The organism is Phenylobacterium parvum (genome assembly GCF_003150835.1).
GTDB lineage: Bacteria > Pseudomonadota > Alphaproteobacteria > Caulobacterales > Caulobacteraceae > Phenylobacterium > Phenylobacterium parvum.
This window is the reverse complement of the sequence record NZ_CP029479.1, coordinates 971,788-994,180: the sequence shown is the minus strand read 5'-3', so window position 1 is coordinate 994,180 and position 22,393 is coordinate 971,788. Positions and strand designations below refer to the sequence as shown.

23 protein-coding genes are annotated in these 22,393 nt (G+C 69.1%); 12 read left to right on the top strand and 11 right to left on the bottom strand.

Annotated features, from left to right (window positions below; genetic code table 11):
* Window positions 1–91: 91 nt before the first annotated feature.
* The 3 genes from HYN04_RS04790 to purB are packed head-to-tail and all read left to right on the top strand — an operon-like array spanning window position 92 to window position 3,900.
* Window positions 92–1,591 (top strand): spinster family MFS transporter, encoded by a 1,500-nt coding sequence (locus tag HYN04_RS04790; protein ID WP_110449706.1) that lies wholly within the window; start codon window positions 92–94, stop codon window positions 1,589–1,591.
* Window positions 1,591–2,544 carry an aromatic ring-hydroxylating oxygenase subunit alpha gene (locus HYN04_RS04785; RefSeq protein ID WP_110449705.1) on the top strand — a complete coding sequence of 318 codons (954 nt, stop codon included), beginning with the start codon at window positions 1,591–1,593 and terminating at the stop codon, window positions 2,542–2,544. The genes HYN04_RS04790 and HYN04_RS04785 overlap by 1 nt, the downstream gene beginning before the upstream one ends.
* Before the next feature lie 51 nt (window positions 2,545–2,595).
* On the top strand, window positions 2,596–3,900 hold the full coding sequence (gene purB / locus HYN04_RS04780; RefSeq protein ID WP_110449704.1) for an adenylosuccinate lyase: 1,305 nt from the start codon (window positions 2,596–2,598) through the stop codon (window positions 3,898–3,900).
* Between the two features lie 181 nt (window positions 3,901–4,081).
* Here the strand turns inward: purB and HYN04_RS04775 are convergent, their stop codons facing one another.
* Complete coding sequence (locus tag HYN04_RS04775; RefSeq protein WP_110449703.1) at window positions 4,082–4,405, bottom strand: DUF1476 domain-containing protein; 324 nt, start codon at window positions 4,403–4,405, stop codon at window positions 4,082–4,084.
* A 221-nt stretch (window positions 4,406–4,626) separates the two neighbouring features.
* Here HYN04_RS04775 and HYN04_RS04770 point away from each other — a divergent pair, with 221 nt between their 5' ends.
* Genes HYN04_RS04770 through purQ form a run of 3 tightly spaced genes read left to right on the top strand, consistent with a single transcriptional unit; the run spans window position 4,627 to window position 6,289 of the window.
* A complete protein-coding gene (locus HYN04_RS04770) occupies window positions 4,627–5,385 on the top strand; it encodes a phosphoribosylaminoimidazolesuccinocarboxamide synthase (protein ID WP_110449702.1) in 759 nt (252 codons plus the stop codon).
* Window positions 5,385–5,624, top strand: a complete 240-nt coding sequence (gene purS, locus HYN04_RS04765) for a phosphoribosylformylglycinamidine synthase subunit PurS (RefSeq protein ID WP_110449701.1) — start codon at window positions 5,385–5,387, stop codon at window positions 5,622–5,624. The genes HYN04_RS04770 and purS overlap by 1 nt, the downstream gene beginning before the upstream one ends.
* Window positions 5,625–5,626: 2 nt before the next feature.
* Window positions 5,627–6,289, top strand: coding sequence for a phosphoribosylformylglycinamidine synthase subunit PurQ (gene purQ, locus HYN04_RS04760; RefSeq protein WP_110449700.1), 663 nt, complete (start codon window positions 5,627–5,629; stop codon window positions 6,287–6,289).
* A 91-nt stretch (window positions 6,290–6,380) separates the two neighbouring features.
* Here the strand turns inward: purQ and HYN04_RS04755 are convergent, their stop codons facing one another.
* Together HYN04_RS04755 and HYN04_RS04750 are read right to left on the bottom strand one after the other, a co-directional pair.
* Window positions 6,381–7,961 carry an amino acid permease gene (locus HYN04_RS04755; protein WP_110449699.1) on the bottom strand — a complete coding sequence of 527 codons (1,581 nt, stop codon included), beginning with the start codon at window positions 7,959–7,961 and terminating at the stop codon, window positions 6,381–6,383.
* Window positions 7,962–8,059: 98 nt separating this feature from the next.
* Complete coding sequence (locus HYN04_RS04750) at window positions 8,060–8,557, bottom strand: DUF4188 domain-containing protein (RefSeq protein ID WP_110449698.1); 498 nt, start codon at window positions 8,555–8,557, stop codon at window positions 8,060–8,062.
* Between the two features lie 110 nt (window positions 8,558–8,667).
* Between HYN04_RS04750 and purL the strand changes: the two genes are divergently transcribed.
* Window positions 8,668–10,863 carry a phosphoribosylformylglycinamidine synthase subunit PurL gene (gene purL / locus HYN04_RS04745; protein WP_110449697.1) on the top strand — a complete coding sequence of 732 codons (2,196 nt, stop codon included), beginning with the start codon at window positions 8,668–8,670 and terminating at the stop codon, window positions 10,861–10,863.
* Between the two features lie 3 nt (window positions 10,864–10,866).
* Here the strand turns inward: purL and HYN04_RS04740 are convergent, their stop codons facing one another.
* Window positions 10,867–11,358: a CinA family protein gene (locus HYN04_RS04740; RefSeq protein WP_110449696.1), complete on the bottom strand. Its 492-nt coding sequence runs from the start codon at window positions 11,356–11,358 to the stop codon at window positions 10,867–10,869.
* A gap of 103 nt (window positions 11,359–11,461) precedes the next feature.
* Here HYN04_RS04740 and HYN04_RS04735 point away from each other — a divergent pair, with 103 nt between their 5' ends.
* The gene (locus tag HYN04_RS04735) at window positions 11,462–12,691 is read left to right on the top strand and encodes a serine hydrolase domain-containing protein (RefSeq protein ID WP_162599545.1); all 1,230 of its coding nucleotides are present in this window, start codon (window positions 11,462–11,464) and stop codon (window positions 12,689–12,691) included.
* A gap of 7 nt (window positions 12,692–12,698) precedes the next feature.
* Here HYN04_RS04735 and HYN04_RS04730 read toward each other — a convergent pair whose 3' ends face one another.
* Window positions 12,699–13,238, bottom strand: a complete 540-nt coding sequence (locus HYN04_RS04730) for a hypothetical protein (protein WP_162599544.1) — start codon at window positions 13,236–13,238, stop codon at window positions 12,699–12,701.
* Between the two features lie 84 nt (window positions 13,239–13,322).
* Here HYN04_RS04730 and HYN04_RS04725 point away from each other — a divergent pair, with 84 nt between their 5' ends.
* The 3 genes from HYN04_RS04725 (at window position 13,323) to HYN04_RS04715 (ending at window position 14,415) form a co-directional block, all read left to right on the top strand.
* On the top strand, window positions 13,323–13,565 hold the full coding sequence (locus tag HYN04_RS04725) for a BolA family protein (protein ID WP_110449693.1): 243 nt from the start codon (window positions 13,323–13,325) through the stop codon (window positions 13,563–13,565).
* 63 nt (window positions 13,566–13,628) lie between these two features.
* Window positions 13,629–13,961, top strand: a complete 333-nt coding sequence (grxD, locus tag HYN04_RS04720; protein ID WP_110449692.1) for a Grx4 family monothiol glutaredoxin — start codon at window positions 13,629–13,631, stop codon at window positions 13,959–13,961.
* Window positions 13,962–13,971: 10 nt separating this feature from the next.
* Window positions 13,972–14,415, top strand: a complete 444-nt coding sequence (locus HYN04_RS04715) for an acyl-CoA thioesterase (protein ID WP_110449691.1) — start codon at window positions 13,972–13,974, stop codon at window positions 14,413–14,415.
* On the opposite strand, the gene HYN04_RS04710 is transcribed toward HYN04_RS04715, so the two are convergent.
* The 4 genes from HYN04_RS04710 to HYN04_RS04695 form a co-directional block, all read right to left on the bottom strand.
* Window positions 14,384–14,755: a hypothetical protein gene (locus tag HYN04_RS04710; RefSeq protein ID WP_110449690.1), complete on the bottom strand. Its 372-nt coding sequence runs from the start codon at window positions 14,753–14,755 to the stop codon at window positions 14,384–14,386. The genes HYN04_RS04715 and HYN04_RS04710 overlap by 32 nt on opposite strands.
* 103 nt (window positions 14,756–14,858) lie before the next feature.
* On the bottom strand, window positions 14,859–15,476 hold the full coding sequence (gene rpsD, locus HYN04_RS04705) for a 30S ribosomal protein S4 (protein ID WP_110449689.1): 618 nt from the start codon (window positions 15,474–15,476) through the stop codon (window positions 14,859–14,861).
* A gap of 164 nt (window positions 15,477–15,640) precedes the next feature.
* The gene (locus tag HYN04_RS04700) at window positions 15,641–16,891 is read right to left on the bottom strand and encodes a DUF1254 domain-containing protein (RefSeq protein WP_110449688.1); all 1,251 of its coding nucleotides are present in this window, start codon (window positions 16,889–16,891) and stop codon (window positions 15,641–15,643) included.
* The gene (locus tag HYN04_RS04695) at window positions 16,888–17,673 is read right to left on the bottom strand and encodes an RNA methyltransferase (protein ID WP_110449687.1); all 786 of its coding nucleotides are present in this window, start codon (window positions 17,671–17,673) and stop codon (window positions 16,888–16,890) included. Before HYN04_RS04695 ends, HYN04_RS04700 begins: the two co-directional genes overlap by 4 nt.
* Window positions 17,674–17,802: 129 nt before the next feature.
* Here HYN04_RS04695 and HYN04_RS04690 point away from each other — a divergent pair, with 129 nt between their 5' ends.
* Window positions 17,803–19,020 (top strand): NADP-dependent isocitrate dehydrogenase, encoded by a 1,218-nt coding sequence (locus HYN04_RS04690; protein WP_110449686.1) that lies wholly within the window; start codon window positions 17,803–17,805, stop codon window positions 19,018–19,020.
* A gap of 260 nt (window positions 19,021–19,280) precedes the next feature.
* Here HYN04_RS04690 and HYN04_RS04685 read toward each other — a convergent pair whose 3' ends face one another.
* Window positions 19,281–21,494 carry a S9 family peptidase gene (locus HYN04_RS04685; protein ID WP_110449685.1) on the bottom strand — a complete coding sequence of 738 codons (2,214 nt, stop codon included), beginning with the start codon at window positions 21,492–21,494 and terminating at the stop codon, window positions 19,281–19,283.
* Between the two features lie 74 nt (window positions 21,495–21,568).
* Window positions 21,569–22,387, bottom strand: a complete 819-nt coding sequence (locus tag HYN04_RS04680) for an SDR family NAD(P)-dependent oxidoreductase (RefSeq protein ID WP_110449684.1) — start codon at window positions 22,385–22,387, stop codon at window positions 21,569–21,571.
* Window positions 22,388–22,393 lie beyond the last annotated feature (6 nt).

The window sequence follows — 22,393 nt, the reverse complement described above, 5'->3', positions numbered from 1 at the left end:
TGAGGAAGTGCGTCCGCCCCCTTCCCCTCCCGCCGACAGTCGCTACAGTCACCTCCGGGAAACGGCCGTGCGCCGTGGGGGAAACGAGTTCATGTCGACGCTTGATGCGCAGCCGCAGGCTGCGGACCGACCAGTTTACACCAACAGCTACAAGTCCGTGGTCCTGACCCTGCTGGTCACGGCCTACACTTTCAACTTCATCGACCGGACGATCATCTCGACCATCGGTCAGGCGATCAAGGTCGACCTCAAGATCACCGACACCCAGCTGGGCCTGCTCGGAGGGCTGTATTTCGCCCTCCTCTACACCTTCCTGGGCATCCCGATCGCCCGGTTTGCCGAGCGCTTCAACCGGGTCAACATCATCTCGGCGGCCATTGTCATCTGGTCGGGCTTCACCGCCCTGTGCGGCACGGCGACCAGCTTCGCCATGCTGGCGGCCTACCGGTTCGGGGTGGGCTTCGGCGAGGCGGGGCTGAACCCGCCCGCCCACTCGCTGATCAGCGACTATTTCGAACCCAAGAAGCGGGCCAGCGCCCTGGCGGTCTACGCCCTCGGCATCCCCATCGGCACCATGCTCGGCGCTGTGGCGGGCGGCTGGCTGGCCCAGAACTTCTCCTGGCGGGTCGCCTTCATGCTGGTGGGCCTGCCGGGCCTCGTCATCGCCATCGCCATCAAGCTGATGATCAAGGAACCGCCCCGGGGACATTCGGAGGCGGATGGCGGGGCCTCGCTGGCGGTGCAGCCGCCCTTCTCGATGGCGGGCGAGTTCCGCGAGATGTGGGCCATCGTGAAGACCCTGTTCGGCAAGTGGCCGGTGCTTCACATGATCCTGGGCGTGACCATCGCCTCCTTCGGTTCCTACGGATCCGGCCAGTTCGTCCCACCCTACTTCTCCCGTGCCTTCGGCCTGGACTACGCCCAGGTCGGCCTGATCACCGGTCTGGTGGGCGGCATATCGGCGGGCATCGGGACCCTGCTGGGCGGGGTGGTGACCGACCGGCTCGCCCTGCGCAGCCCCCGCTGGTACGCCCTGACCCCCGCCATCGGCCTCGCCATCGCAACGCCGATCTACATCGTCGCCTACCTGCAGCCGTCCTGGCAGGCCGCGGCCCTTATTCTGCTGGTCCCCGGCATCTTCCACTACGTCTACCTGGGCCCGACCTTCGGCGTCGTGCAGAACATGGTGGAGACCCGGCGGCGGGCAACGGCGGCGGCGATCATGCTGTTCTTCCTGAACCTGATCGCCCTGGGCGGAGGCCCGCCCTTCACCGGGTGGGTCATCGACCACTTCGCCCAGTTCAACTTCACGCAGGGCGCGCACCACGGCATTCTCGCCTCCCTCGGCCAGATGCTGGGCGGGCTGGGCGGCGGCGAGAGCTTCGCCCAGGCCTGTCCCGGCGGGGCTGCCCCGGCCGGTGCGTCTGCGGCGCTGGCGGACCGGTGTCATGTCAGCCTGGTGGAGGCGACCCGCTCGGGCGTCATCATCTCGCTCTGCTTCTACCTCTGGGCCGGTTTCCACTACTTCCTGGGCTCCATCGGCCTGGTGAAGGCCCTTGCTGAGGCCCGGAAGGGCCGCGGCGAGGACTGATGTTCCAGGACTTCGCCCGGGTCTGGACCCCGCTGGTCCCCCTCCGCAGCCTTGCGGCGGGGCCGGTGGGCGTCCAACTCGCGGGCGAGCGCCTGGCGGTCTTCCTGGGGGCGGACGGAAAGCCCGGCGTCCTCGTCGACCGCTGCCCGCACCGCGGCGTCCGCCTGTCCCTCGGCCGAGTCACGCCCGAGGGATGCCTGGAATGTCCCTTCCACGGCTGGCGGTTCGGGACGGACGGCGCCAACGAGGGGGTTCCCCTGAATCCCCGCGCCCGGCTGGAGACCCTGGGGGCGACCGCCCTGCCCGCCCGGGCGATCGGCGACTTTGTCTGGGTCTTCACCGACCCGGCCGGGCCGCCCGACAGCGAACCCTGCGTTCCAGAGACCCTGACGGATCCCAGCCTCGCCCGGATCATCGTGGCGCGGACCTGGAACTGCCACTGGACGCGGGCCATGGAGAACATGCTCGACAGCCCGCACCTGCCCTTCGTCCACCGCAAGACCATCGGCAGGTTTGTCAGCCGCTACATGAAGCCGGACTCCGAGATGGAGGTCCGCTGGGAGGACACCGACTTCGGCGGCGTCACCCACGCCCTGCTGGACGGCCGGGACAGCGGCGGACGCCTGGACTTCCACCGCCCGAACATGATGACCCTGCACATCCCGATCCCGCGGATGCGGCTGAAGATCCACGCCCTGGTCGTGCCCATCGACGCCACCCACACCCGCCTCTTTGTGGTCGGCGCCCGCAGCTTCCTGAAATGGAAGGGGTTCACCGGCCTGTTCGAGGGCAACGCCGCGAAGATCGCCGACGAGGACCGGGACGTAGTCGAGAGCTCCTGGCCCAAGGAGGCCCCGCATCCCTCCGAGGAACACTCCGTGGGCTCCGACCGGGCGACCCTGGCCTTCCGGAAGTACTACCTCGAGGTCCTCAAGGGCGGTTCCGCCGGCTGAGGCCGCCGCCGGCTTTGCATCCAGGGCCGCCTCGGCCTAGAAGTCCCGGCCATGATCCCTCGCTACGCCCGCCCCGAATTCGCCCGCATCTGGGAGCCTCAGACGCGCTTCACCATCATGTTCGAGATCGAGGCTCACGCCGCCGACAAGATGGCCGAGCTGGACGTGATCCCGAAGGAAGCCGCCCGGACCATCTGGGAGAAGGGCCGCGGCGTGATCTTCAACGTCGACCGGATCGACGAGATCGAGCGCGAGGTGAAGCACGACGTCATCGCCTTCCTCACCCACGTCACCGAGCTGGTGGGGCCGGAGGCGCGCTTCCTGCACCAGGGCATGACCTCCTCGGACGTCAATGACACGGCCCTGGCCGTCCAGCTGGCCCGGGCCACCGACCTCCTGATCGAGGACGTCGACCTGGTGCTGGCGGCCCTGAAGCGCCGGGCGATGGAGCACCGGATGACGCCCTGCGTCGGCCGCAGCCACGGCATCCACGCAGAGCCGACGACCTTCGGCCTCAAGCTGGCGGGCCACTACGCCGAGTTCCAGCGGACGCGCCAGCGGCTTGTGGCCGCGCGGGCGGAGATCGCCACCTGCGCCATCTCCGGCGCGGTCGGGACCTTCGCCAACGTCGCCCCCGAGGTGGAGGCCCACGTGGCGGGAAAGATGGGCCTGGAGGTGGAGCCCGTCTCGACCCAGGTCATTCCCCGTGACCGGCACGCCGCCTACTTCGCCGCCCTCGCCGTGGCCGGCAGCGCCATCGAGCGCCTGGCGGTGGAGATCCGCCACCTGCAGCGCACCGAGGTCCTGGAGGCCGAGGAGCCCTTCGACCCGGGCCAGAAGGGATCGAGCGCCATGCCGCACAAGCGCAACCCCATCCTGACCGAGAACCTCACCGGCCTCGCCCGCCTGATCCGCTCGGCGGTGACCCCGGCGCTGGAGAATGTCGCCCTCTGGCACGAGCGCGACATCAGCCATTCCAGCGTCGAGCGGGCCATCGCCCCGGACACCACCATTCACCTGGACTTCGCCCTGCGCCGGCTGGCCGGGGTGGTCGAGCGGCTGGTCGTCTATCCCGACAACATGATGCGCAACCTCGACCGCCTGGGCGGACTGGTGCACTCACAAAGGGTGCTGCTGGCCCTGACCCAGAAGGGCATGTCCCGGGAGGCGGCCTACTCGGCCGTCCAGACCAACGCCATGAAGGTCTGGCGGGGCGAAGGCGATTTCCTGGGCTTCCTGAAGGCGGACGCAGACATCCGCCCGCACCTTTCGGACGCGGAACTCGCCGAGCTGTTTGACCTCGGCTACCACTTCAAGGCCGTGGATACGGTGTTCGCCCGGGTCTTCAGCCGCTAGTCGCGCAGCGGGCCGGAGGGGGTCTCCTGAGACGGGCATTGACCCCCTCACCCGGCTTCGCCGGGAGCTCCCCCTGGGGGGAGCAATTCGCTCATCATTCCTCCCCCAAGGGGGAGGTGGACCGCGCAGCGGGCCGGAGGGGGTCTGCGGCGACCGGGATTGGGCCTCGCCGGGCGGCGTCCTACTTGCCGTCCTTGATCTGCTGGCGCGCCACGGCGAGGTACTCGCCCATCTTATTGCGGACATCGCCCTCGGTAACGGTCACGCCGGCGCCCTTGAGGTCCTCGAAGACCTTGCGCAGGACATCGTCGTCGCCCGGCAGCTCCAGGTCGGACTTCACCACCGCCCTTGCGTATTCGGCGACATGGTCGCCCTGGAGACCCATCAGGCCCGCCGCCCACTCGCCGAGCATGCGGTTGCGCCGGGCGGCCGCCTTGAACTCCTGCTCCTGGTCGAGGGCGAACTTGCTCTCGAACCCGCGCTCGCGATTTTCAAAGGTGGTCATGGCGATCCCAAAAACAGGCTTTACAAGGGCTGTCTATCCGCTGCACCGCCGGTCCGCAATGGAAAGCGGCGCCGTTTGCGAACGCCCCCCGGTTCGGCTAGTTTCACCCCGCCTCGACGGGACGCGATCGTCGAGTCGTCCGGGCAAGCGCGGGTCCCAGCTCCCGCGCCTTTTTGTCTCCGGATGACGCACACCGACCCCGAGGCCTGGAGAAGGCGACGATGAGCACCCGCCGCAAGAAGATCTACGAGGGGCACGGGAAAATCCTCTATGAGGGGCCCGAGCCCGGCACCCTGGTCCAGTACTTCAAGGACGACGCCAGCGCCTACAACAACGCCAAGCGGGCGGTCCTCGAGGGCAAGGGCGTGCTGAACAACCGGATCAGCGAGTACTTCATGACCCGGCTGAACACGATCGGAGTCCAGAACCATTTCATCCGCCGCCTGAACCTGCGCGAGCAGCTGATCCGCGAGCTCGAGATCATCCCCCTGCAGGTGGTGGTGCGGAACGCCGCCGCCGGCTCCCTTTCCCAGCGGTTCGGCCTGCCGGAAGGGCAGCCCCTGCCCCGCTCCATCATCGAATTCTACCTGAAGGACGAGAAGCTCGGGAACCCGATGGTCACCGAGGAGCACATCACCGCCTTCAACTGGGCCTCGACCCAGGAGATCGACGACATGATGGCCCTGTCCCTGAGGGTGAACGACTTCCTGAACGGCGCCTTCGGGGCGGTGGGGATCTCGCTGATCGATTTCCGGGTCGAGTTCGGCCGCCTGTGGGAGAACGACTTCTCCCGCGTGGTCCTGGCCGACGAGATCAGCCCCGACAACTGCCGCCTCTGGGACACCCAGACCCGCGAGAAGCTGGACCTCGACCGCTTCCGCCGCGACCTGGGCGACGCCATCGAAGGCTATGCCGAGATCGCGCGGCGCCTCGGGATCATGAAGGAAATGCCGACCGTCATCCAGGGAGGGCTGCACTAGTGCGCGCCAGGGTCCACGTGTTTCTCAAGCCGGGCGTCCTCGACGTCCAGGGCAAGGCCGTCGAGAACGCCCTTCACGGCCTGGGCTGGGGCGGGGTCTCCGACGTCCGGGTCGGCAAGACCCTCGAGTTCGATCTCGCCGGGGTGGAGCCGGCGGCCGCTGAGGCGGAAGTCCGCAAGATGTGCGAGACCCTGCTGGCGAACACGGTGATCGAAGGCTACCGGATCGAGCTGTCCTGACCATGAAGGCCGCCGTCATCGTCTTCCCGGGATCGAACTGCGACCGGGACTGCAAGGTCGCCGTCGAGCGCTCCACCGGCGCCGCCGTCGACATGGTCTGGCACACCGAGACCTCCCTGCCCGCCGGCCTGGACCTGATCGTCCTGCCGGGCGGCTTCTCCTATGGCGACTACCTGCGCTGCGGCGCCATGGCGGCGCTCTCGCCGGTCATGGCCGAGGTGCGCACGGCGGCCGGGCGCGGCGTGGCCGTGGTCGGCATCTGCAATGGCTTCCAGGTGCTGTGCGAGACCGGCCTCCTGCCGGGCGCCCTCCTGCGCAACGCCGCCCTGAAGTACGTTTGCAAGCCAGTGGAGCTGGACATCGTCCGGCCGGACACCCGCTTCACCCGCGCCTTCGGCAGCCGCCGGAAGGCGGTGATGACCGTGGGCAACGGCGAGGGCGCCTTCTTCGCGGACGCCGAGACCCTGGCCCGCGTCGAGGGCGAGGGCCAGGTGGTCTTCCGCTACGCCGACAATCCCAACGGCTCGCTGAACGACATCGCGGGGCTGATCAACGGGGCCGGAAATGTTCTGGGACTGATGCCCCATCCGGACCGTTCCTTCGAGGCGGAACTGGGCTCGGCGGACGGCGCCCTGCTCTTCCAGAGCCTTCTCGAGACCGCCTGACGCGGCGTCGTCTCGCAGGATATCCCGGACATGAAAAGGGGCCCCTCCGGATCCGGAGGGGCCCCTTCCGTTTCAGGCCATCTCAGCCCGGTCAGTTGTCCTTGTGGGGCAACTCCATGGGCTCGGCCTCATGGCCCGAGACCAGCACCCCCTTGCCCAGCTTGGAGCTGCGCATGCTGTAGACGAAGTAGACCAGGATGCCGATCGCCAGGTAGCCGAGGAAGAAGTTCCGCGTGTGCTCGGTCCGCATCAGGGTCAGGAGCAGCAGGCCGCACATCAGGACCCCGAGGATCGGAACCACCGGATAAAGCGGGACCCGGAAGGGACGCGCGAGGTCCGGCGAGGTGAACCGCAGGTAGATCACGGTGGCGCAGACCACACCGAAGGCGGTCAGGGCGCCCACGTTCGAGAGGTCCGCCAGCTTGTCCAGCGACATGAAGCCGGCGGCGGCGCAGGCCAGGAGGCCGACGACGACCGTGTTGACCCAGGGCGTCTGGAACTTCGGATGGACCCGCGAGAGGATGTCCGGCAGGAGGCCATCGCGGCTCATGGTGTAGAAGATCCGGGTCTGGCCGTAGAGCAGGACCAGCATCACGGACGACAGGCCCGCCAGCGCCCCAATCTTCACCAGGATGGCGAACCAGCCCAGGCCGATCTCGTTCACCGCCAGGGCGATGGGCGCGGGATTGTCCAGCGAGTGGTAGGGGACGATCCCGACGAGGACCGCCGAGGTGAGGATGTAGAGCACGGTGCAGATGGCGAGGGAGGCGAGGATTCCGATCGGCATGTCCCGCGCCGGGTTGCGGCTCTCGGCCCCGGCGGTGGAGACCGCCTCGAAGCCAAGATAGGCGAAGAAGATCACTGCAGCCGCGTGGATGACGCCGCTGACTCCGAACCGGGACTCAGTTTCGCCCGAGACAATGCCGGCAAGGGCGCGCCAGATCTGGCTCCAGATGTCCATGGGCGTGCCGGCGGGCGGGGCCGGCTCCTGCGGCGGGATCAGGGGACTCCAGAGGTCGGGGTTCACATAGAAGGCCCCGATACCGATAAAGGCGATGACCACCGCCACCTTGATGACCACGACGATGTTGTTGACGGTCGTGGACTCCGTCACGCCGCGGACCAGCAGGCCGGTGACGGCCAGGAGGGCGACCATGGCGGGCAGGTTCATGATCCCCGTCGCCACGACATTCCCAGCTGCGTCCTTCACCTCGACGCCCGGCGCCGCGGTCAGTGCGGGAGGAAATGTAATTCCGATGTCCTTCAGGAGGCTGACCAGGTAGCCGGACCACCCCACGGCCACGGTGGATCCCGCGAGGCCGTACTCAAGGATCAGGAGCAGGCCCATGATCCAGGCCATGATCTCGCCCATCGAGGCATAGGAGTAGGAGTAGGCCGATCCGGAGACCGGCAGGACTGAGGCCAGCTCGGCGTAGCAGAGCGCCACGAAGGCGCAGAGCGTGCCGGTGATGATGAAGGAAATCATGATGCCCGGGCCGGCGAACTCGGCGGCGGCCCGTCCGGTCAGGACGAAGATGCCCGTTCCGATGATGCACCCGATCCCCAGCAGGGTGAGGTTCAGCGCCCCCAGCGTCCGCTTCAGTTCGCCATGCTCATGCTCGGATTGGATCTGGGCGACGGACTTACGTCGGAATATGCCCCCGTTGGCCATCTAGGTCTCCTGGTTCGCCCCGCGCCTGCGAAGCTTCTTTGGGGGGGACGCTAGCCAGCATTGCGGCGAGGGGCAATCTCTGAGAGGCGCCCAGCGCCTCAGGAGGCCTCGGGCGTCTCCGCCGCCGCCTGGATGCGCTGCCGCGCTTCCTTCCGGGCGCCGGTGGCGTCGCGCAGCTCGCCGGCCACACCCATGCCGAAGGCGGGCATGTTGTTGTAGACGTTCTCGTAGGCGCCGTTCCGGATCAGGTAGGTCTCGTGCCAGATCCCGACGTCGCCGTTCGAGCCCACGGATTTGTTGAACGCCTGCCAGGCGGGCAGGTGCTCCAGCTCCCGGGACCGGGCGTAGGCCTCGAGGTGGTCGAAGCTACGCCAGTACTGGACCAGGAAGATGTTCGGGAAGCCGAAGTGGGTCCGGGCGTGCAGCATGCCGAGCTCTGGCCGCTTGGAGAGCTCGATGATCATCTTCGGCATGGCCTTGGCCACCGGCCACCACTTCCAGAACTTCAGTGGGCGGTTCACCCGCATGCCGATCAGGAAGAGGACGAAGTCGCCCTCGATCTCGGCGCAGACACGTTTGTCGATGATGGCGGTCATGGGCGGCCTCCCGAGGTTGCGCTGAAAATATACGACGTAAATGTTAGACGTCAACCCGGCGGATCGCCGTGGCTATCGCCCTCGCGCGCGAGTCCGGATAGAAGCGGCACATGACCTCAGCGCCCCAGTCCATGGCCCAGACGGCCGCCGAGTTCGGGCTCAAGCCCGACGAGTACGAACTCATCCTGAAGCGCCTCGGGCGTGAGCCGAACCTGGTCGAGCTTGGCGTCTTCTCGGTGATGTGGTCCGAGCACTGCTCGTACAAGTCGAGCCGCCGGCACCTGTCGAAATTCCCCACCACGGGCCCGCTGGTGATCTGCGGCCCCGGCGAGAACGCCGGGGTGGTGGATATCGGCGATGGCCAGGCCTGCATCTTCAAGATGGAGAGTCACAACCACCCCTCGTTCATCGAGCCCTACCAGGGCGCGGCGACGGGCGTGGGCGGCATCATGCGCGATGTCTTCACCATGGGCGCCCGGCCCATCGCACTCCTGAACGCCCTGCGCTTCGGCGACCCCGCCCATCCCCGGACCCGACGCCTCCTGGCCGGCGTGGTCTCGGGCATCGGCGGCTACGGCAACTGCGTCGGCGTGCCCACCATCGCCGGCGAGACCAACTTCCATCGCGGATACGACGGCAACATCCTGGTGAACGCCATGTGTGTGGGCCTGGCGGATGCCGACGCCATCTTCTACTCGGCCGCCCCGGCCGCCGGCCTGCCCGTGGTCTATTTCGGGTCCAAGACCGGCCGGGACGGCATCCATGGCGCCACCATGGCCTCGGCCGAGTTCGACGAGGCCTCGGAAGAGAAGCGCCCCACCGTCCAGGTCGGCGACCCCTTTGCCGAGAAGCTGCTCATCGAGGCGACCCTGGAGTTGATGGCCTCCGGCGCCGTGGCCGCCATCCAGGACATGGGCGCGGCGGGCCTCACCTCTTCCTCCGTCGAGATGGCCGGCAAGGGCGGCGTCGGCATCGAACTGGACCTGGACAAGGTGCCCCAGCGCGAGACCGGCATGAGCGCCTACGAGATGATGCTCTCCGAGAGCCAGGAGCGCATGCTGGCCATCCTCAAGCCCGGCCGCGAGGACGATGGCCGCCGGATCTTCGAGAAGTGGGGACTGGACGCCGCCGTCATCGGCCAGACCACGGACACCGGCCGGATCATCCTTCGCCACCAGGGCGAGGTGGTCTGCGACCTGCCCCTCGCGCCCCTGTCGGACGACGCCCCCCTCTACGACCGGCCCTGGACCCAGCCCGTCCTGCAGCCCCGGCTCGAGGCCGCCAGCGTGCCCGCGCCGACGGACTTCGCCGCGGCGGTGCTGACGCTGATGTCGGCCCCGGACATGGCCTCCAAGCGCTGGCTCTGGGAGCAGTACGACCGGCACGTCATGGCCGACACCCTGGAGGACAGCGCCACGGGCGCCGACGCCGGCGTGGTGCGCGTTCACGGGACGCGCAAGGCCATCGCCGCGACGTCGGACTGCACCCCCCGCTACGTCCAGGCCGACCCCTACGAGGGGGGCAAGCAGGCCGTGGCGGAGTCCTGGCGGAACTTGACGGCGGTGGGCGCGGACCCCATCGCCATCACCGACAACCTCAACTTCGGCAATCCGGAGCGGCCCGAGATCATGGGCCAGATCGTCCGGGCCATCGACGGCATGGCCGAGGCCTGCCGGGTCCTCGACTTCCCGGTCGTGAGCGGCAATGTCAGCCTCTACAACGAGACCAGCGGCGCAGCGATCCCTCCCACGCCGACGGTCGGCGGGGTCGGTCTGATCCCCGACTATGGCCAGCGGGCGGACTTCGCCGGGCTGGAAGCGGGCATGAGCCTGGTCCTCCTGGGCGAGACCCGCGGCCAGCTCGGCGCGTCGATGTACCTGCGCGAGGTCCTGGGCCGTGAGGATGGCGCGCCGCCGCCGGTGGACCTGGCCGTCGAGCGCCGCAATGGCGACCTGGTGCGCCAGCTGATCCGGACAGGCCTGACCCGCGTGGTCCACGATCTCTCTGACGGCGGCCTTGTCGCGGCGGCGGCCGAGATGGCCATGGCCTCCGACCTGGGGATCACACTGGCGGTAGAGGGCGCCCTGCCCGCCCAGGCCTGGCTCTTCGGCGAGGACCAGGGGCGATACCTGGTCGGTTGTGCGGACCCTGGCCCCGTGCTGTCCGCAGCTACCTCAGCCGGGGTCCCGGCCCGGGTGGTGGGCGCCGCGGGCGGACGAGACCTGTCCTGTACGGGGGTCTTCACCCTCCCCCTCGACGCCCTGAAGGCCGGGCACGAGGGATGGCTTCCCGGCTACATGGCCTGAGGCTCAGCCCGCCGCCTGCAGCCCGCGGTCCAGCAGGTCCAGGGCGGCGGCGGCGAAGGCCTCCATGTTGGCGCGGCGATCGCTGCTGGCCGTCTCCAGGGTGATCACCGTCTCGATGGGCCCGGAGATGGCCACGCAGGTGTGTCCCGCCGCATCGCCGTAGCCGTTGCCGGTCGGCCCGGCCGCTCCGGTCTCGGACACGCCCCAGCTGGCGCCGAACTGCTCGCGGATCGAACGGGCCAGCAGCAGGGCGTAAGGCTCGCTGGACGAGCGCATGCCCGCCGTGGCCTCCCTGGGGATGTCCAGCAGGGCGAAGCGGGCCTTGGCCGTGTAGATGACCCCGCCGCCGAGGTAGTAGGCCGAGGCGCCGCCCACGCCCAGCAGGGCCGCCGAGATCAGCCCCCCGGAGGAACTTTCGGCCACCGCCACGGTCTCGCCCCGCGCCTTCAGGCGTTCGGCGATGGCGTCGGCGAGGGTGTCGAGGATGGCGGTCATGGTGCGGCTCCCAAAGCGTCGCGGGGGCTGGCCACGCCCCGCCTGTCGGAGGCATGATGCCCCGGAAAGTCCGAGAGACAAACACAGGGGGAGGCCCAGGGCCATGACGGCGACGCACGCAACCGGATTTGACCTGTCGCGCCTGAAGCGCATCGGCGAGCATCTTGAGCGCAACTATATCGGCCCGCAGAAGATCGCCGGCTGCCAGGTCGCCATCGCCCGGCGGGGCGTCCCGGCCTATTCGGGATCCTTCGGGAGCATGGACCTCGAGCGCGGCAAGGCCATGCGCGACGACGCCATCTTCCGCATATATTCGATGACCAAGCCGATCACCTCGGTGGCCCTGATGATGCTGTACGAGCGGGGCTACTTCCAGCTGAACGACCCGGTCAGCCGCTACGTCCCCTCGTGGAAGAACCACCGGGTCTGGGTGTCCGGCGAAGGCGAGGACATGGTCACCGAGCGCCCGCACCGGCCGGCTTCCTTCCGGGACGTCCTGTCGCACACGGCGGGCCTGACCTATGGCGGCGGTCTTCCGGGGGTCGGGATCCAGCACCCCATCGACAAGACCTATCGCGCACTCAAGATCCGCTCGGCCGACACGACGGACAGCATGGTCGAGTTCATGGACAAGCTGTCCCAGGTCCCGCTCCGCTACCATCCGGGCGAGCGCTGGATGTACTCCCTGGCCACCGACGTCTGCGGCGCCCTGGTCGAGATCATCTCTGGCCGTCCCTTCGAGGACTTCCTGCGGGAAGAGATCTTCGAGCCCCTCGGCATGGTGGACACCGCCTTCCATGTGGCCCCCGACAAGGTCGATCGTTTCTGCGCCAACTACCAGCGCGGGCCGGACAAGGCGCTCAAGCTGATCGACGACCCGTCTGCCAGCAACTTCACCCGCAACCCGGCCTTCAAGTCCGGCGGCGGCGGGCTGACGGGCACGACGGCCGACTACATGCGGTTCTGCGAGATGCTGCGCCGGGGCGGCGAGCTGGACGGCGTGCGCATCCTGGGGCCGCGGACCCTGGAGATGATGCACATGAACCACCTGCCCGGCGGCAAGGACCTGACCCAGCTGGCCATCGGCGCCTTCTCCGAGACGACGAACGAGGGCGTGGGCTTCGGCCTGGGCTTCGCCTCCACGCAAGGGGTGGTGGAGACCGGCGGCCTCGGCGTCGGCGACTACTACTGGGGGGGTGCGGCGTCGACCATCTTCTGGGTCGACCCCAAGGAGGACATGACCATGGTCTTCATGACCCAGCTCATGCCCTCGGGAACCTTCAACTTCCGGGGCCAGCTGAAGAACCTGGTCTACTCGGCCATCGTCGACTGAGGCCGGCCTACTGGGCGCGCCGCACCCAGACGGCGGTGCGCCCAGGGTCCTCCGACGCTTCGGTGAAGGCCTGCGCCTCAGACGCGCGTGCGGCGGCCAGGAGCTCCTTGGCGGTCTTCAGCCGGCATCCCCTGGCCGGACAGGTCACCGGCCAGATCCGCGCGCGGATGACCTCGCCGTCGGCGTCCGAGGCCAGGGGCCGGAAGCCATAGTAGCTCCAGGCTTCCGGCCCGCCCCGGCCGGTCTCGACCTGCAGGAGTCCCGGATCGCCCTCGGCATAGACGTACTTCAGGGCGGAACCCGGCTGGCCGGGCGACGGACGGGAAAGGGCCGTCTGCCCCATCTGCACGGGATCCGCGCAATCCGGCCAGCGGTCCAGTTCGGCGCGAAGGTTGAAGCGGCACTCCGCCATGGCCAATGTCCAAAGCCCCGGTCGGGGCTTCGGGGACGACGCCGGGGCGGCGGGCAGCAGGGGCGCAGCGGAGACCGCCTGCCCGCCGGGGAAGCTGAACAGCGCCGCTGCAGCCGCCATCGCCGCCAATACCATTCCGTCCGCCTCCCGGTCTGGGAATCACCTATGCCGTCCCTACATGCCATCATGCGGCGCCGGTCCGCCCCAGGAGATGTTTCGATGCCCATGTCCCAGCAAGACCTCGAGTCCGAGCTTCGCGAGGCCTTCCCCGACGCCGAGATCCGGATCGTGGACCTGGCGGGCGACGGCGACCACTACCGGGCGCGGATCGTCTCGGACGCCTTCGCCGGCCTGCCCAGGGTGCGTCAGCACCAGCTGGTATACGCCGCCCTCAAGGGCAAGATGGGCGGCGAGCTGCACGCCCTGGCCCTTGAAACCCTGACGCCGGACAAGGCGGGCTGAAGCTGCCGCTTGACCCGGCGCCGCAGGGCGCCTAGCTGGAAACCAGCCTTCGGGAGATCCCACATGTCCACCGACAATCCGGTCCACGACTTCATCGGCAAGACCATCGCGGAGAACGAGGTGGTGCTCTTCATGAAGGGCGTCCCTGACCAGCCCCGCTGCGGCTTCTCGGCCCTGGTGGTGCAGGTGCTCGACCACATGGGCGTCGACTATGTCGGCGTGGACGTGCTGCAGGACCAGGACCTGCGCGAGGGGATCAAGTCCTTCTCGGACTGGCCGACCATTCCCCAGCTCTACGTGAAGGGCGAGTTCATCGGCGGCGCGGACATCATCAAGGAGATGTTCCAGTCCGGCGAGCTGAAGACCCACATGGCCGACCAGGGCCTCCTCGCCTGACCGGCGCGCCGTGAGCCGCCTGTTCGAGCCACCAGAGGGCCAGCAGGTCTTCCGCCGCGACTTTGCGCCGGGGCCGGCGGACATCGACGCCAACGGCCACGTCAACAATGTCGTCTACCTGTCCTGGGCCCAGGACCTGGCCATCTCCCACTGGGCGGCCCGCCAGCCAGACGAAGACCAGGCCCGATGGGCCTGGATCTGCCTGCGCCACGAGGTCGATTATCGCCGCGCCCTCTTGCCCGGGGAGACGGCGTCCGGTCGCACCTGGGTGGCGCGCGAGGCCGAGGGGCCGCGCTTTGACCGCTATGTCCGGATCGATGGCCCGGACGGCGCCATGTGCGCCCAGGTCCGCACCACCTGGTGCCTGATCGAGCGCGAGGGCGGACGCCCCCGCCGGGTGCCGCCGGAAATGGTCGCCCGTTTCATCGATCCGGTCCCGACGACAGCGGATTGAGAACAAAGACCGGCTCGTCCGGCCTGAGCCCAAGCGCCTCGCGCGGGAAGGCGACCTCCACCCAGCCTCCAGGCGCCTCGCGGCAGGTCAGCAGCCGCCGCCGCGCGAAGGCGACGGTGGCGACTCCGTCCCGGCGCTCGACGAAGAAGGCCAGGTCCGGAGGCGCCGCACAGCCCCGGCTGGCCACCTCGACGCTCAGCCCCCCGGGCGTGACCCTGACCGACCGGACCGCCTCAAGCTCTGGAAACGGTCCCGTCGACGGCCAGGCCTGCGACCGCGGCAGGCTGGCGCAGCCGGCCAGGGCCAGGGTTCCGGCAAGGAGGAAACGACGGGACAGCACGCCGCCATTCGCCTCCAAAGGGCCGCCGACTGCAAGCGCCGGACATGCGAAAAAGGCCCCGGATCGCTCCGGGGCCCCTGTTCGTCTCAGGTCGGCGTCCGGATCAGGACGCGTAGAATTCGACCACGAGGTTCGGTTCCATCTTCACCGGATAGGGCACTTCCGCCAGCTCCGGGGTCCGGACGAAGCGGGCCGACATGGCCTTGGCGTCGACCTCGATGTAGTCCGGCGTGTCGCGCTCGGCCGACTGCAGGGCCTCGAGCACCAGGGCCATGTTGCGCGAACGCTCACGGACCTGGACGACGTCGCCAATCTTCACGCGGTAGGAGGCGATGTTCACGCGCTTGCCGTTCACGGTCACGTGGCCGTGGTTCACGAACTGGCGGGCGGCGAAGACGGTGGGCACGAACTTGGCGCGGTAGACCACCGCATCCAGCCGGGCCTCCAGGAGGCCGATCAGGGTCTCGGCAGTGTTGCCCTTCCGGCGGGCGGCCTCGTCGTAGGTCCGCGAGAACTGCTTCTCGGTCAGGTTGCCGTAGTAGCCCTTCAGCTTCTGCTTGGCGCGGAGCTGCAGGCCGAAGTCAGAGGTCTTCTGCTTCCGGCGCTGGCCGTGCTGGCCGGGGCCGTAGGAGCGCTGGTTGACGGGGGACTTGGGGCGACCCCAGATGTTCTCGCCCATCCGCCGGTCGATCTTGTACTTCGCCGAGTGGCGCTTCGACATGTGTCGTCTCTCTTCATTTGACGCAGGCCGGCGGCCCCCTTGAGGACCGCGATTGCAACGGCGGCTCTGCATCTGCCCGTCATGCCGGCGCAGGGCCCGGAGGCCACGCGCGCGGAAGGCGCGGTCCTTACCTCACCGGAGCCCAGATTGCAACGGCGACGCCCTCAGGCCGGCTCTACCGGCGGCAGGCGCCAGCGCCCGTCCAGCAGCTCGGGCCGCGGCAGGTAGGCGCGCATGAAGAGAGCGAAGGGGCCCTCCGGCGCCGGCAGCCAGTTGGACTCGCGCTCCGCACCCGGCGAGACGGCGCCGATCCAGATGTCGAGGGAGCCGTCGGGGTTGTAGGCCAGGCCCGGGGTCCGGTCGCCGATGGCGAAGCGGTTGAGGTCGTTCCGGGTGAAGAAGAACTGTCCGTCCTCGGTCGCCTCGTAGAGGCTGAGGGACCAGAAGCTGTCCACCGGGATCTGCCGGTCGGCGGCGAAGTGCAGGCGCCAGTTGCGGGCGCCGTCGAAGAGGGCCCGGGGCAGGTCGCCCTCGGCCCGCATGTACATGGCTTCCTCCGGCGGCAGCGCCGCCAGCCCGCCCACGGCGACCGCCGCCCTGAGGGCGTAGTTCTGGCCAAAATTCCCCAGCCGGCCGTCGGGATAGGACCAACCGTCGATGAAGCTGGGGCCCGTCAGGCCGCCGGCGCTGCGGCCGAAGCGACGGCCCGCCTCCAGGCCTTCGGCAATCGCCGCCGCCTCGTCCGGCGAGAACCGGTCGGGATCGAAGGCCTCCAGGCGCAGGGGCGCCATGCGCGCAAGAACCTGCCCGTCCGTCGCCGGCGGCGGATTGAGCCTCACCAGCTCGGCGGCGGACGCCAGATAGTCCCGCCAGTCGGCCCCACGGTGGGCGAAGGCCCCCGGATCGGCGGTGGCCGGCCCCTGCATGGACAGGCCCGTCTGCACCCCCTTGGCGTCGGCCGCGTCGTCCGGTCCCGCCACGAGGATCCGGGCCAGGACCCAGACGTGCCGGGTCGGCGCCCGCAGGACCCGCGGCCCCGGGGAGGCGGCGTCGTAAGGCCCGACCAGGGTGTAGGTTCCGCCCTCCCCGCCCGTGGTGCGCGTGCCGAGGATGGCGAAGGTGTTGCTGTAGGCGTCCATGAACTGGACCGAGAGATAGCGGTCGCCAGACGGCGGCAGGGTCAGGCTCACCGGCCCGTCGGACAGGTCCACCTGGGCGGTGGAGTAGAAGGTGTCGTTGTTCGGCGTCGTCACCGCCCGGGAGGTATGGTCGGCCAGCCTGCGCATGTGCCCGAAGGTGTTCATGGGCGAGCCGACGGCCAGGCCCCGGCTTCGGGTCGTGGCGATCTCGATCAGCGGCAGGGTGAAGACGTAGGCCGTGCGGGCGGCCTCGCGAAGGGCTTCAAGGTCGCTCATGCGGTTTCCTTTCCGGAGGACTGGGCCTTCTGGCGGGCGATCTTTTCCAGCACACGCCCTCGCCCGCGGGACAGGGCCGTGACGACCCCCCGGAAGGTCCGCACCTCCTGTTCGCTGAACCGGGCCCGGCCCAGGGCCGAGCGCAGGTTCTGGACCATGGAGGCCTTCTTTTCCGGCGGATGGAAAAAGCCGGCGGCTTCGAGTTCATCCTCCAGGTGGCCGTAGAGCCCCATCACGCTCGAGGCCTCGGCGGGCTCGGGGCCGGGGCGGAAGTTCGCAGGGGCGGCGGCGTCGATGCGCATGCGCCATTCGTAGGCCAGGATGATCACGGCCTGGGCCAGGTTCAGCGACCGGAAGCGCGGATCGACCGGCAGGGTCACCACGGTCTGGCAGAGGGCGATGTCGGCGGTTTCCAGGCCGGCCCTTTCGGCGCCGAAAAGCAGGCCGGTGCGCCGGTCCTGGACGGCCTCGGCGTGCGCCTCTTCCACCGCCTCTCGAGGGGTCAGGACCGGCAGCTGCAGCTCCCGCGGCCGGGCGGTGGTGGCCTGGACGAGGGTCAGGTCGGCGATGGCCTCAGCGACCGTATCGTAGACACGGGCGGCGTTGAGGGGCCAGTCTGCGCCAGAGGCCGAGGCCCACGCCCGCTCCTGGGGCCAGCCATCCCGGGGCGCCACGAGCCTGAGGTCCGAAAGGCCGAAGTTCGCCATGGCCCGGGCCACGGCCCCGATGTTCTCGGCCAGCTGGGGGCGATCGAGGATGATGGCGGGCGCGATGGGGTCCATGGCGGCCCTTTTCGGGCCTCAGGCCCGCCGGCGCAAGCGCAAGCCCGCCCGCAGCCTTTGCGCCGGGCGCGGGGGCAGGTATAGCTCCCGCACAACAGACCCGTTTTCGCCGAGGAGTGCGCGCCCGCCATGGCCAAGATCAAAGTCGCCAACCCTGTCGTGGATCTCGACGGGGACGAAATGACCCGCATCATCTGGCAGTGGATCAAGGACAAGCTGATCTTCCCCTACCTCGAGATCGACCTCGACTACTACGACCTGGGGATGGAGCACCGCGACGCCACGGACGACAAGGTCACGATCGAGTCCGCCGAGGCGATCAAGCGGCACGGCGTCGGCGTCAAGTGCGCCACCATCACGCCGGACGAGGCCCGGGTGAAGGAATTCAACCTGAAGAAGATGTGGAAGTCGCCGAACGGCACGATCCGCAACATCCTCGGCGGCGTCGTCTTCCGCGAGCCCATCATCTGCCGCAACGTGCCCCGCCTGATCCCGGGCTGGACCCAGCCCATCATCATCGGCCGCCACGCCTTCGGCGACCAGTACCGCGCCACGGACTTCCGGGTCCCCGGCAAGGGCAAGCTGACGGTCAAGTGGACCGGCGAGGACGGCCAGGAGATCGAGCATGAGGTGTTCGACTTCCCCGGCTCCGGCGTGGCCATGGCCATGTACAACGTCGATGAGTCGATCCGCGAGTTCGCCCGCGCCTCCCTCGCCTATGGCCTGCAGCGGAACTACCCGGTCTACCTGTCGACCAAGAACACGATCCTCAAGGCCTACGATGGCCGGTTCAAGGACATCTTCTCCGAGATCTACGAGGCCGAGTTCGCCGCCCAGTACAAGGAAGCGGGCCTGACCTACGAGCACCGCCTGATCGACGACATGGTCGCCTCCGCCCTGAAGTGGAACGGCGGCTTCATCTGGGCCTGCAAGAACTATGACGGCGACGTCCAGTCCGACCAGGTCGCCCAGGGCTTTGGCTCGCTGGGCCTGATGACCTCGGTGCTGCTGACGCCCGACGGCAAGACCATGGAGGCCGAGGCCGCCCACGGCACCGTCACCCGCCACTTCCGCCAGCACCAGAAGGGCGAGTCGACCTCGACCAACTCCATCGCCTCGATCTTCGCCTGGACCCGGGGCCTGGAGCACCGCGCCAAGCTGGACGGCAACGAGGCCCTGGCCAACTTCGCCCACACGCTGGAGAGGGTCTGCGTCGAGACGGTCGAGGCCGGCGCCATGACCAAGGACCTGGCCCTGCTGGTCGGCGACTCCCAGGGCTGGCTGACCACCGAAGGCTTCATCGACAAGGTCGCCGCCAACCTCGACAAGGCCCTGGCGGCGGGCTGAACGCGCCCGTCAACAGCGCCTCAGCTGACCCCCTCCGCCGCACTCCGCGCGCCACCTCCCTCTAGGGGGAGGAATGAGAGCGCTCAATTGCTCCCCCAAGGGGGAGCTGTCAGCGAAGCTGACTGAGGGGGTCAATCCCCGTCTCAGCTGACCCCCTCCGGCCCGCTGCGCGGTCCACCTCCCCCTGGGGGGAGGAATTAGAGCGCTCATCCCCCTAGGCGGAGCCCGGCGAGGGGGGCGGCGGCGGTTCGCCTGGCGCCCTAGCGATCGGGTTGCAGCTTGCGCCTGAAGAAGTCCAGGGTCGCCTGGGTCCGGTGCTTCAGGTGGGCCTGGGTCCAGCCGGCGCGATGGCGCAGGCCGGGATAGACCATGGTCTCGAAGGGGGTCCCGCGCGCCTGCAGGTCGGCCATCACACGCGTGGCGTTGTCGAAGGTGACGTTGTCATCGGCCATGCCGTGGATCAGCAGCAGGCTTCCCGGCTTCAGCCGTCCCAGGCGCGCAGTGACCTCCGACGCGGAATATCCACCCGGGTTCTCGGAGGGCTTTCCCATGAACCGCTCGGTGTAGTGGGTGTCGTACAGGGTCCAGTCGGTGGGCGGCGCCCCTGAGACCCCGGCGGCGAAGGGGGTGTCCGGCGCCGTGAGCAGCATCAGGGCCATGTAGCCGCCGTAGGACCAGCCGGTAACGGCGATCCGGGCCGGATCGACATAGGGTTGTGCCGCCAGCCAGCGTGCGCCGGCGATCTGGTCGTCCACCTCCAGCTGCCCAAGGCGACGGTCGATGGCGGTCTTGAAGGCGGTGGAGCGGTTGGGCGTACCTCGGTTGTCCAGCGAGAACAGGATGAAGCCCGCCTGCAGGTAGAGCTGGTCAGCGGGATCATGCCAGACCTTGCGCACCTGGGCGTTGCCCGGCCCGCCATAGACACGGACCACAACCGGATACTTCCGCGACGGATCGAAACCGGGCGGGGTGCGCATGGACCACCAGAGGTCGGACCCGTCCGCCGCCTTGATCGTTCCGTAGGTCGGGGTGCGCAGCCGGTCCCGGTAGGCCGCGAGGGGATGGCTGGCGTCCAGCGGGTTCTCCTCGATCCACCGGACAAGCTCGCCGTCGGCCCGGTAGAGGCCGGTCCGGGGCGGGGTGGCGGGATCCTCGTAGGTCCCGGCGAAGGCGCCGCCGCGGGCCGCAACCTTGACGGTCCACCAGCCCCCGGCGGGCGTCAGGGCGCGGGGAGCGCCGGGACGCTTCCAGGAGGCCTCGTAGAGCCGCCGCTCCACGGGCAAGTCCCGGTTGGCGGTGAACAGCACCACGCCGCGGTCCTCGTCGATCCCCTGGATGGCGTCGACGGGCCAGTCGCCCCGGGTGACCTGGCGGATCCGGCGCCCATCGGCGCCGTGCAGGTCGATGTGCTTCCAGCCTGACCGCTCCGAGGTCCAGAGGAAGGACCCGTCCTTAAGGGGGCGGAAGTCGTCGGTCAGCTCGACCCAGTGCGCGCTCGTCTCCGTGAGCAGGACCCGCGACACACCGGTCGCCGGGTCCACCGCCAGCAGGTCCAGCCGCTTCTGGTCCCGGGACTGTCGCTGCACGTACAGGGTGCGGCCATCGCGGGACCAGTCGACCCGGGCGAGGTAGATGTCAGGGTCCGGTCCCAGGTCCACGGGAACCCGGGCGCCGTCCGCCAGGGACTGGACGAACAGCTCCACCCGGGCGTTGGGACGGCCGGTCCGGGGGTATCTCTGCGGCACGATAACGGCGCCGGCGGCGTTCACGTCGAACCGTTCGACGACATCGACAGGGGTCAGGTCCACCCGGGTCAGGGCGATGCGGCTCTCATCCGGGCTCCACCAGTAGCCTGTCTGCCGGTCCATCTCCTCCTGGGCGATGAACTCGGGCGTCGCCCAGCTGCGCAGCTCGCTTCCGTCGCGGGTCAGGGCGCGGGCCTCCCCTCCCCCTGCCGGGGCGATCCACAGGTTGTCGCCGCGGACGAAGGAGACGAAGCCGCCCTTCGGGGACACGCGGGCGTCGATCTCGTCCTCCGGGGTCTCGGTCAGCCGGCGCACGGACCCGTCGGCCCGGGTCCAGAGCCAGAGGTCGCCCTCGACCGGCGCAAGGATGAACCGGCCCTCGTCGTCCCAGTCATAGGCCACCACGCCCGAGGTCTGGACGCCCTGGCGCTCACGGCGGCTCTTCTCGGCCTCGGAGAGATCGCGTCCGGTCGGAATGAGGGCCGCGGCGTCGATCAGCCGCCGGGGTGCGCCGCCGGCGACATCGGCCGCCCAGAGGTCGGTGACCCGCGGATTGTCGGGCCGGGCGCGGAGATAGGTGACCAGGGTCCCGTCGGGCGACAGGGCCACGCCCCGGGCCCTGGGGCCGGTCAGGTCGGGAGCCGCATAGACGCGGTCCAGGGTCAGGTCCGCCGCGGTCGCCGCGCTGGCGCTCAGGGCCAGGGCCGCCAGTCCTGCTGCAAGCTTCATTGCGCACTCCTCCAGGAGGGCGATCAAGAAGGGCGTTCCCGGAACATGGCAAGGCCCCGGGCGCCTTGCCAGCGTCAGATGAGGGCGGAAGGCTCCAGGCCCAGCTCCTTGAGCAGGGGCTCGGCATAGTCCACCCGGCCGGTCATGGTGGCGGGATCGGCCTTGGCCAGCTGGTAGACCGCCTCGGCGATGTACTCGATGGGCTGGACCCGGTCCTTCGACTGCTCGTTGATCAGGCCGTGGACAGCAACCCCGGGGGTGTCCACGAGGCCCGGCGAGACCACGTTGACGGCGATCCCGTTCGCCTGGACCTCGGACGCGAGGCCCGTGGTGAACCGCTCCAGCGCCGCCTTGCACAGGCCGTAGACCGTGCCGCCGCGACCGCCGCGATAGGGCGGCTTGGGGTGGATACCCGCCGGCGAGGAGATGTTCACGATGGAGCCCGAGCCGCGCTCGATCATCGACGGCAGGACGAGCTGCGACAGGTGGAAGGGGGCGTAGACCTGCACCTCCATCATCAGCTTGAAGCGCTTCTCGGTAAAGTCGACGACCGGCATGAAGTAGGTGATGGCGGCGTTGTTGACGAGGATGTCGACCGGCCCGAACAGGGCCTCGGTCTCATCGATCAGGCGCTCACGGTCGGCGGCAAGGGCGAGATCGGCCTTGATGAAGGCGGCGTCGGCGCCGGCCCGGCGCAGGCGGTCCACCGTGTCGTGCAGGGTGCCGGGCAGGCGGCTCTCGCCGGACTCCGCCGTGCGCGCCGAGGCCACGACCCGGGCGCCCTCCATGGCCAGACGGGCGCAGATCGCTTCGCCGATGCCCCGGCTGGCGCCGGTCACGACGGCGACCTTGCCCTTGAGGGTTCCGTTGGGATTGATGACAGGCGAAGACATGGGCGG

Excerpts from the sequence above, each read along its gene's own strand:
- HYN04_RS04790 (WP_110449706.1), top strand. The coding sequence starts at position 92 with ATGTCGACGCTTGATGCGCAGCCGCAGGCTGCGGACCGACCAGTTTAC.
- HYN04_RS04785 (WP_110449705.1), top strand. The coding sequence starts at position 1,591 with ATGTTCCAGGACTTCGCCCGGGTCTGGACCCCGCTGGTCCCCCTCCGC.
- purB (WP_110449704.1), top strand. The coding sequence starts at position 2,596 with ATGATCCCTCGCTACGCCCGCCCCGAATTCGCCCGCATCTGGGAGCCT.
- HYN04_RS04775 (WP_110449703.1), bottom strand. The coding sequence starts at position 4,405 with ATGACCACCTTTGAAAATCGCGAGCGCGGGTTCGAGAGCAAGTTCGCC.
- HYN04_RS04770 (WP_110449702.1), top strand. The coding sequence starts at position 4,627 with ATGAGCACCCGCCGCAAGAAGATCTACGAGGGGCACGGGAAAATCCTC.
- purQ (WP_110449700.1), top strand. The coding sequence starts at position 5,627 with ATGAAGGCCGCCGTCATCGTCTTCCCGGGATCGAACTGCGACCGGGAC.
- HYN04_RS04755 (WP_110449699.1), bottom strand. The coding sequence starts at position 7,961 with ATGGCCAACGGGGGCATATTCCGACGTAAGTCCGTCGCCCAGATCCAA.
- HYN04_RS04750 (WP_110449698.1), bottom strand. The coding sequence starts at position 8,557 with ATGACCGCCATCATCGACAAACGTGTCTGCGCCGAGATCGAGGGCGAC.
- purL (WP_110449697.1), top strand. The coding sequence starts at position 8,668 with ATGACCTCAGCGCCCCAGTCCATGGCCCAGACGGCCGCCGAGTTCGGG.
- HYN04_RS04740 (WP_110449696.1), bottom strand. The coding sequence starts at position 11,358 with ATGACCGCCATCCTCGACACCCTCGCCGACGCCATCGCCGAACGCCTG.
- HYN04_RS04735 (WP_162599545.1), top strand. The coding sequence starts at position 11,462 with ATGACGGCGACGCACGCAACCGGATTTGACCTGTCGCGCCTGAAGCGC.
- HYN04_RS04730 (WP_162599544.1), bottom strand. The coding sequence starts at position 13,238 with ATGGTATTGGCGGCGATGGCGGCTGCAGCGGCGCTGTTCAGCTTCCCC.
- HYN04_RS04725 (WP_110449693.1), top strand. The coding sequence starts at position 13,323 with ATGCCCATGTCCCAGCAAGACCTCGAGTCCGAGCTTCGCGAGGCCTTC.
- grxD (WP_110449692.1), top strand. The coding sequence starts at position 13,629 with ATGTCCACCGACAATCCGGTCCACGACTTCATCGGCAAGACCATCGCG.
- rpsD (WP_110449689.1), bottom strand. The coding sequence starts at position 15,476 with ATGTCGAAGCGCCACTCGGCGAAGTACAAGATCGACCGGCGGATGGGC.
- HYN04_RS04700 (WP_110449688.1), bottom strand. The coding sequence starts at position 16,891 with ATGAGCGACCTTGAAGCCCTTCGCGAGGCCGCCCGCACGGCCTACGTC.
- HYN04_RS04695 (WP_110449687.1), bottom strand. The coding sequence starts at position 17,673 with ATGGACCCCATCGCGCCCGCCATCATCCTCGATCGCCCCCAGCTGGCC.
- HYN04_RS04690 (WP_110449686.1), top strand. The coding sequence starts at position 17,803 with ATGGCCAAGATCAAAGTCGCCAACCCTGTCGTGGATCTCGACGGGGAC.
- HYN04_RS04685 (WP_110449685.1), bottom strand. The coding sequence starts at position 21,494 with ATGAAGCTTGCAGCAGGACTGGCGGCCCTGGCCCTGAGCGCCAGCGCG.
- HYN04_RS04680 (WP_110449684.1), bottom strand. The coding sequence starts at position 22,387 with ATGTCTTCGCCTGTCATCAATCCCAACGGAACCCTCAAGGGCAAGGTC.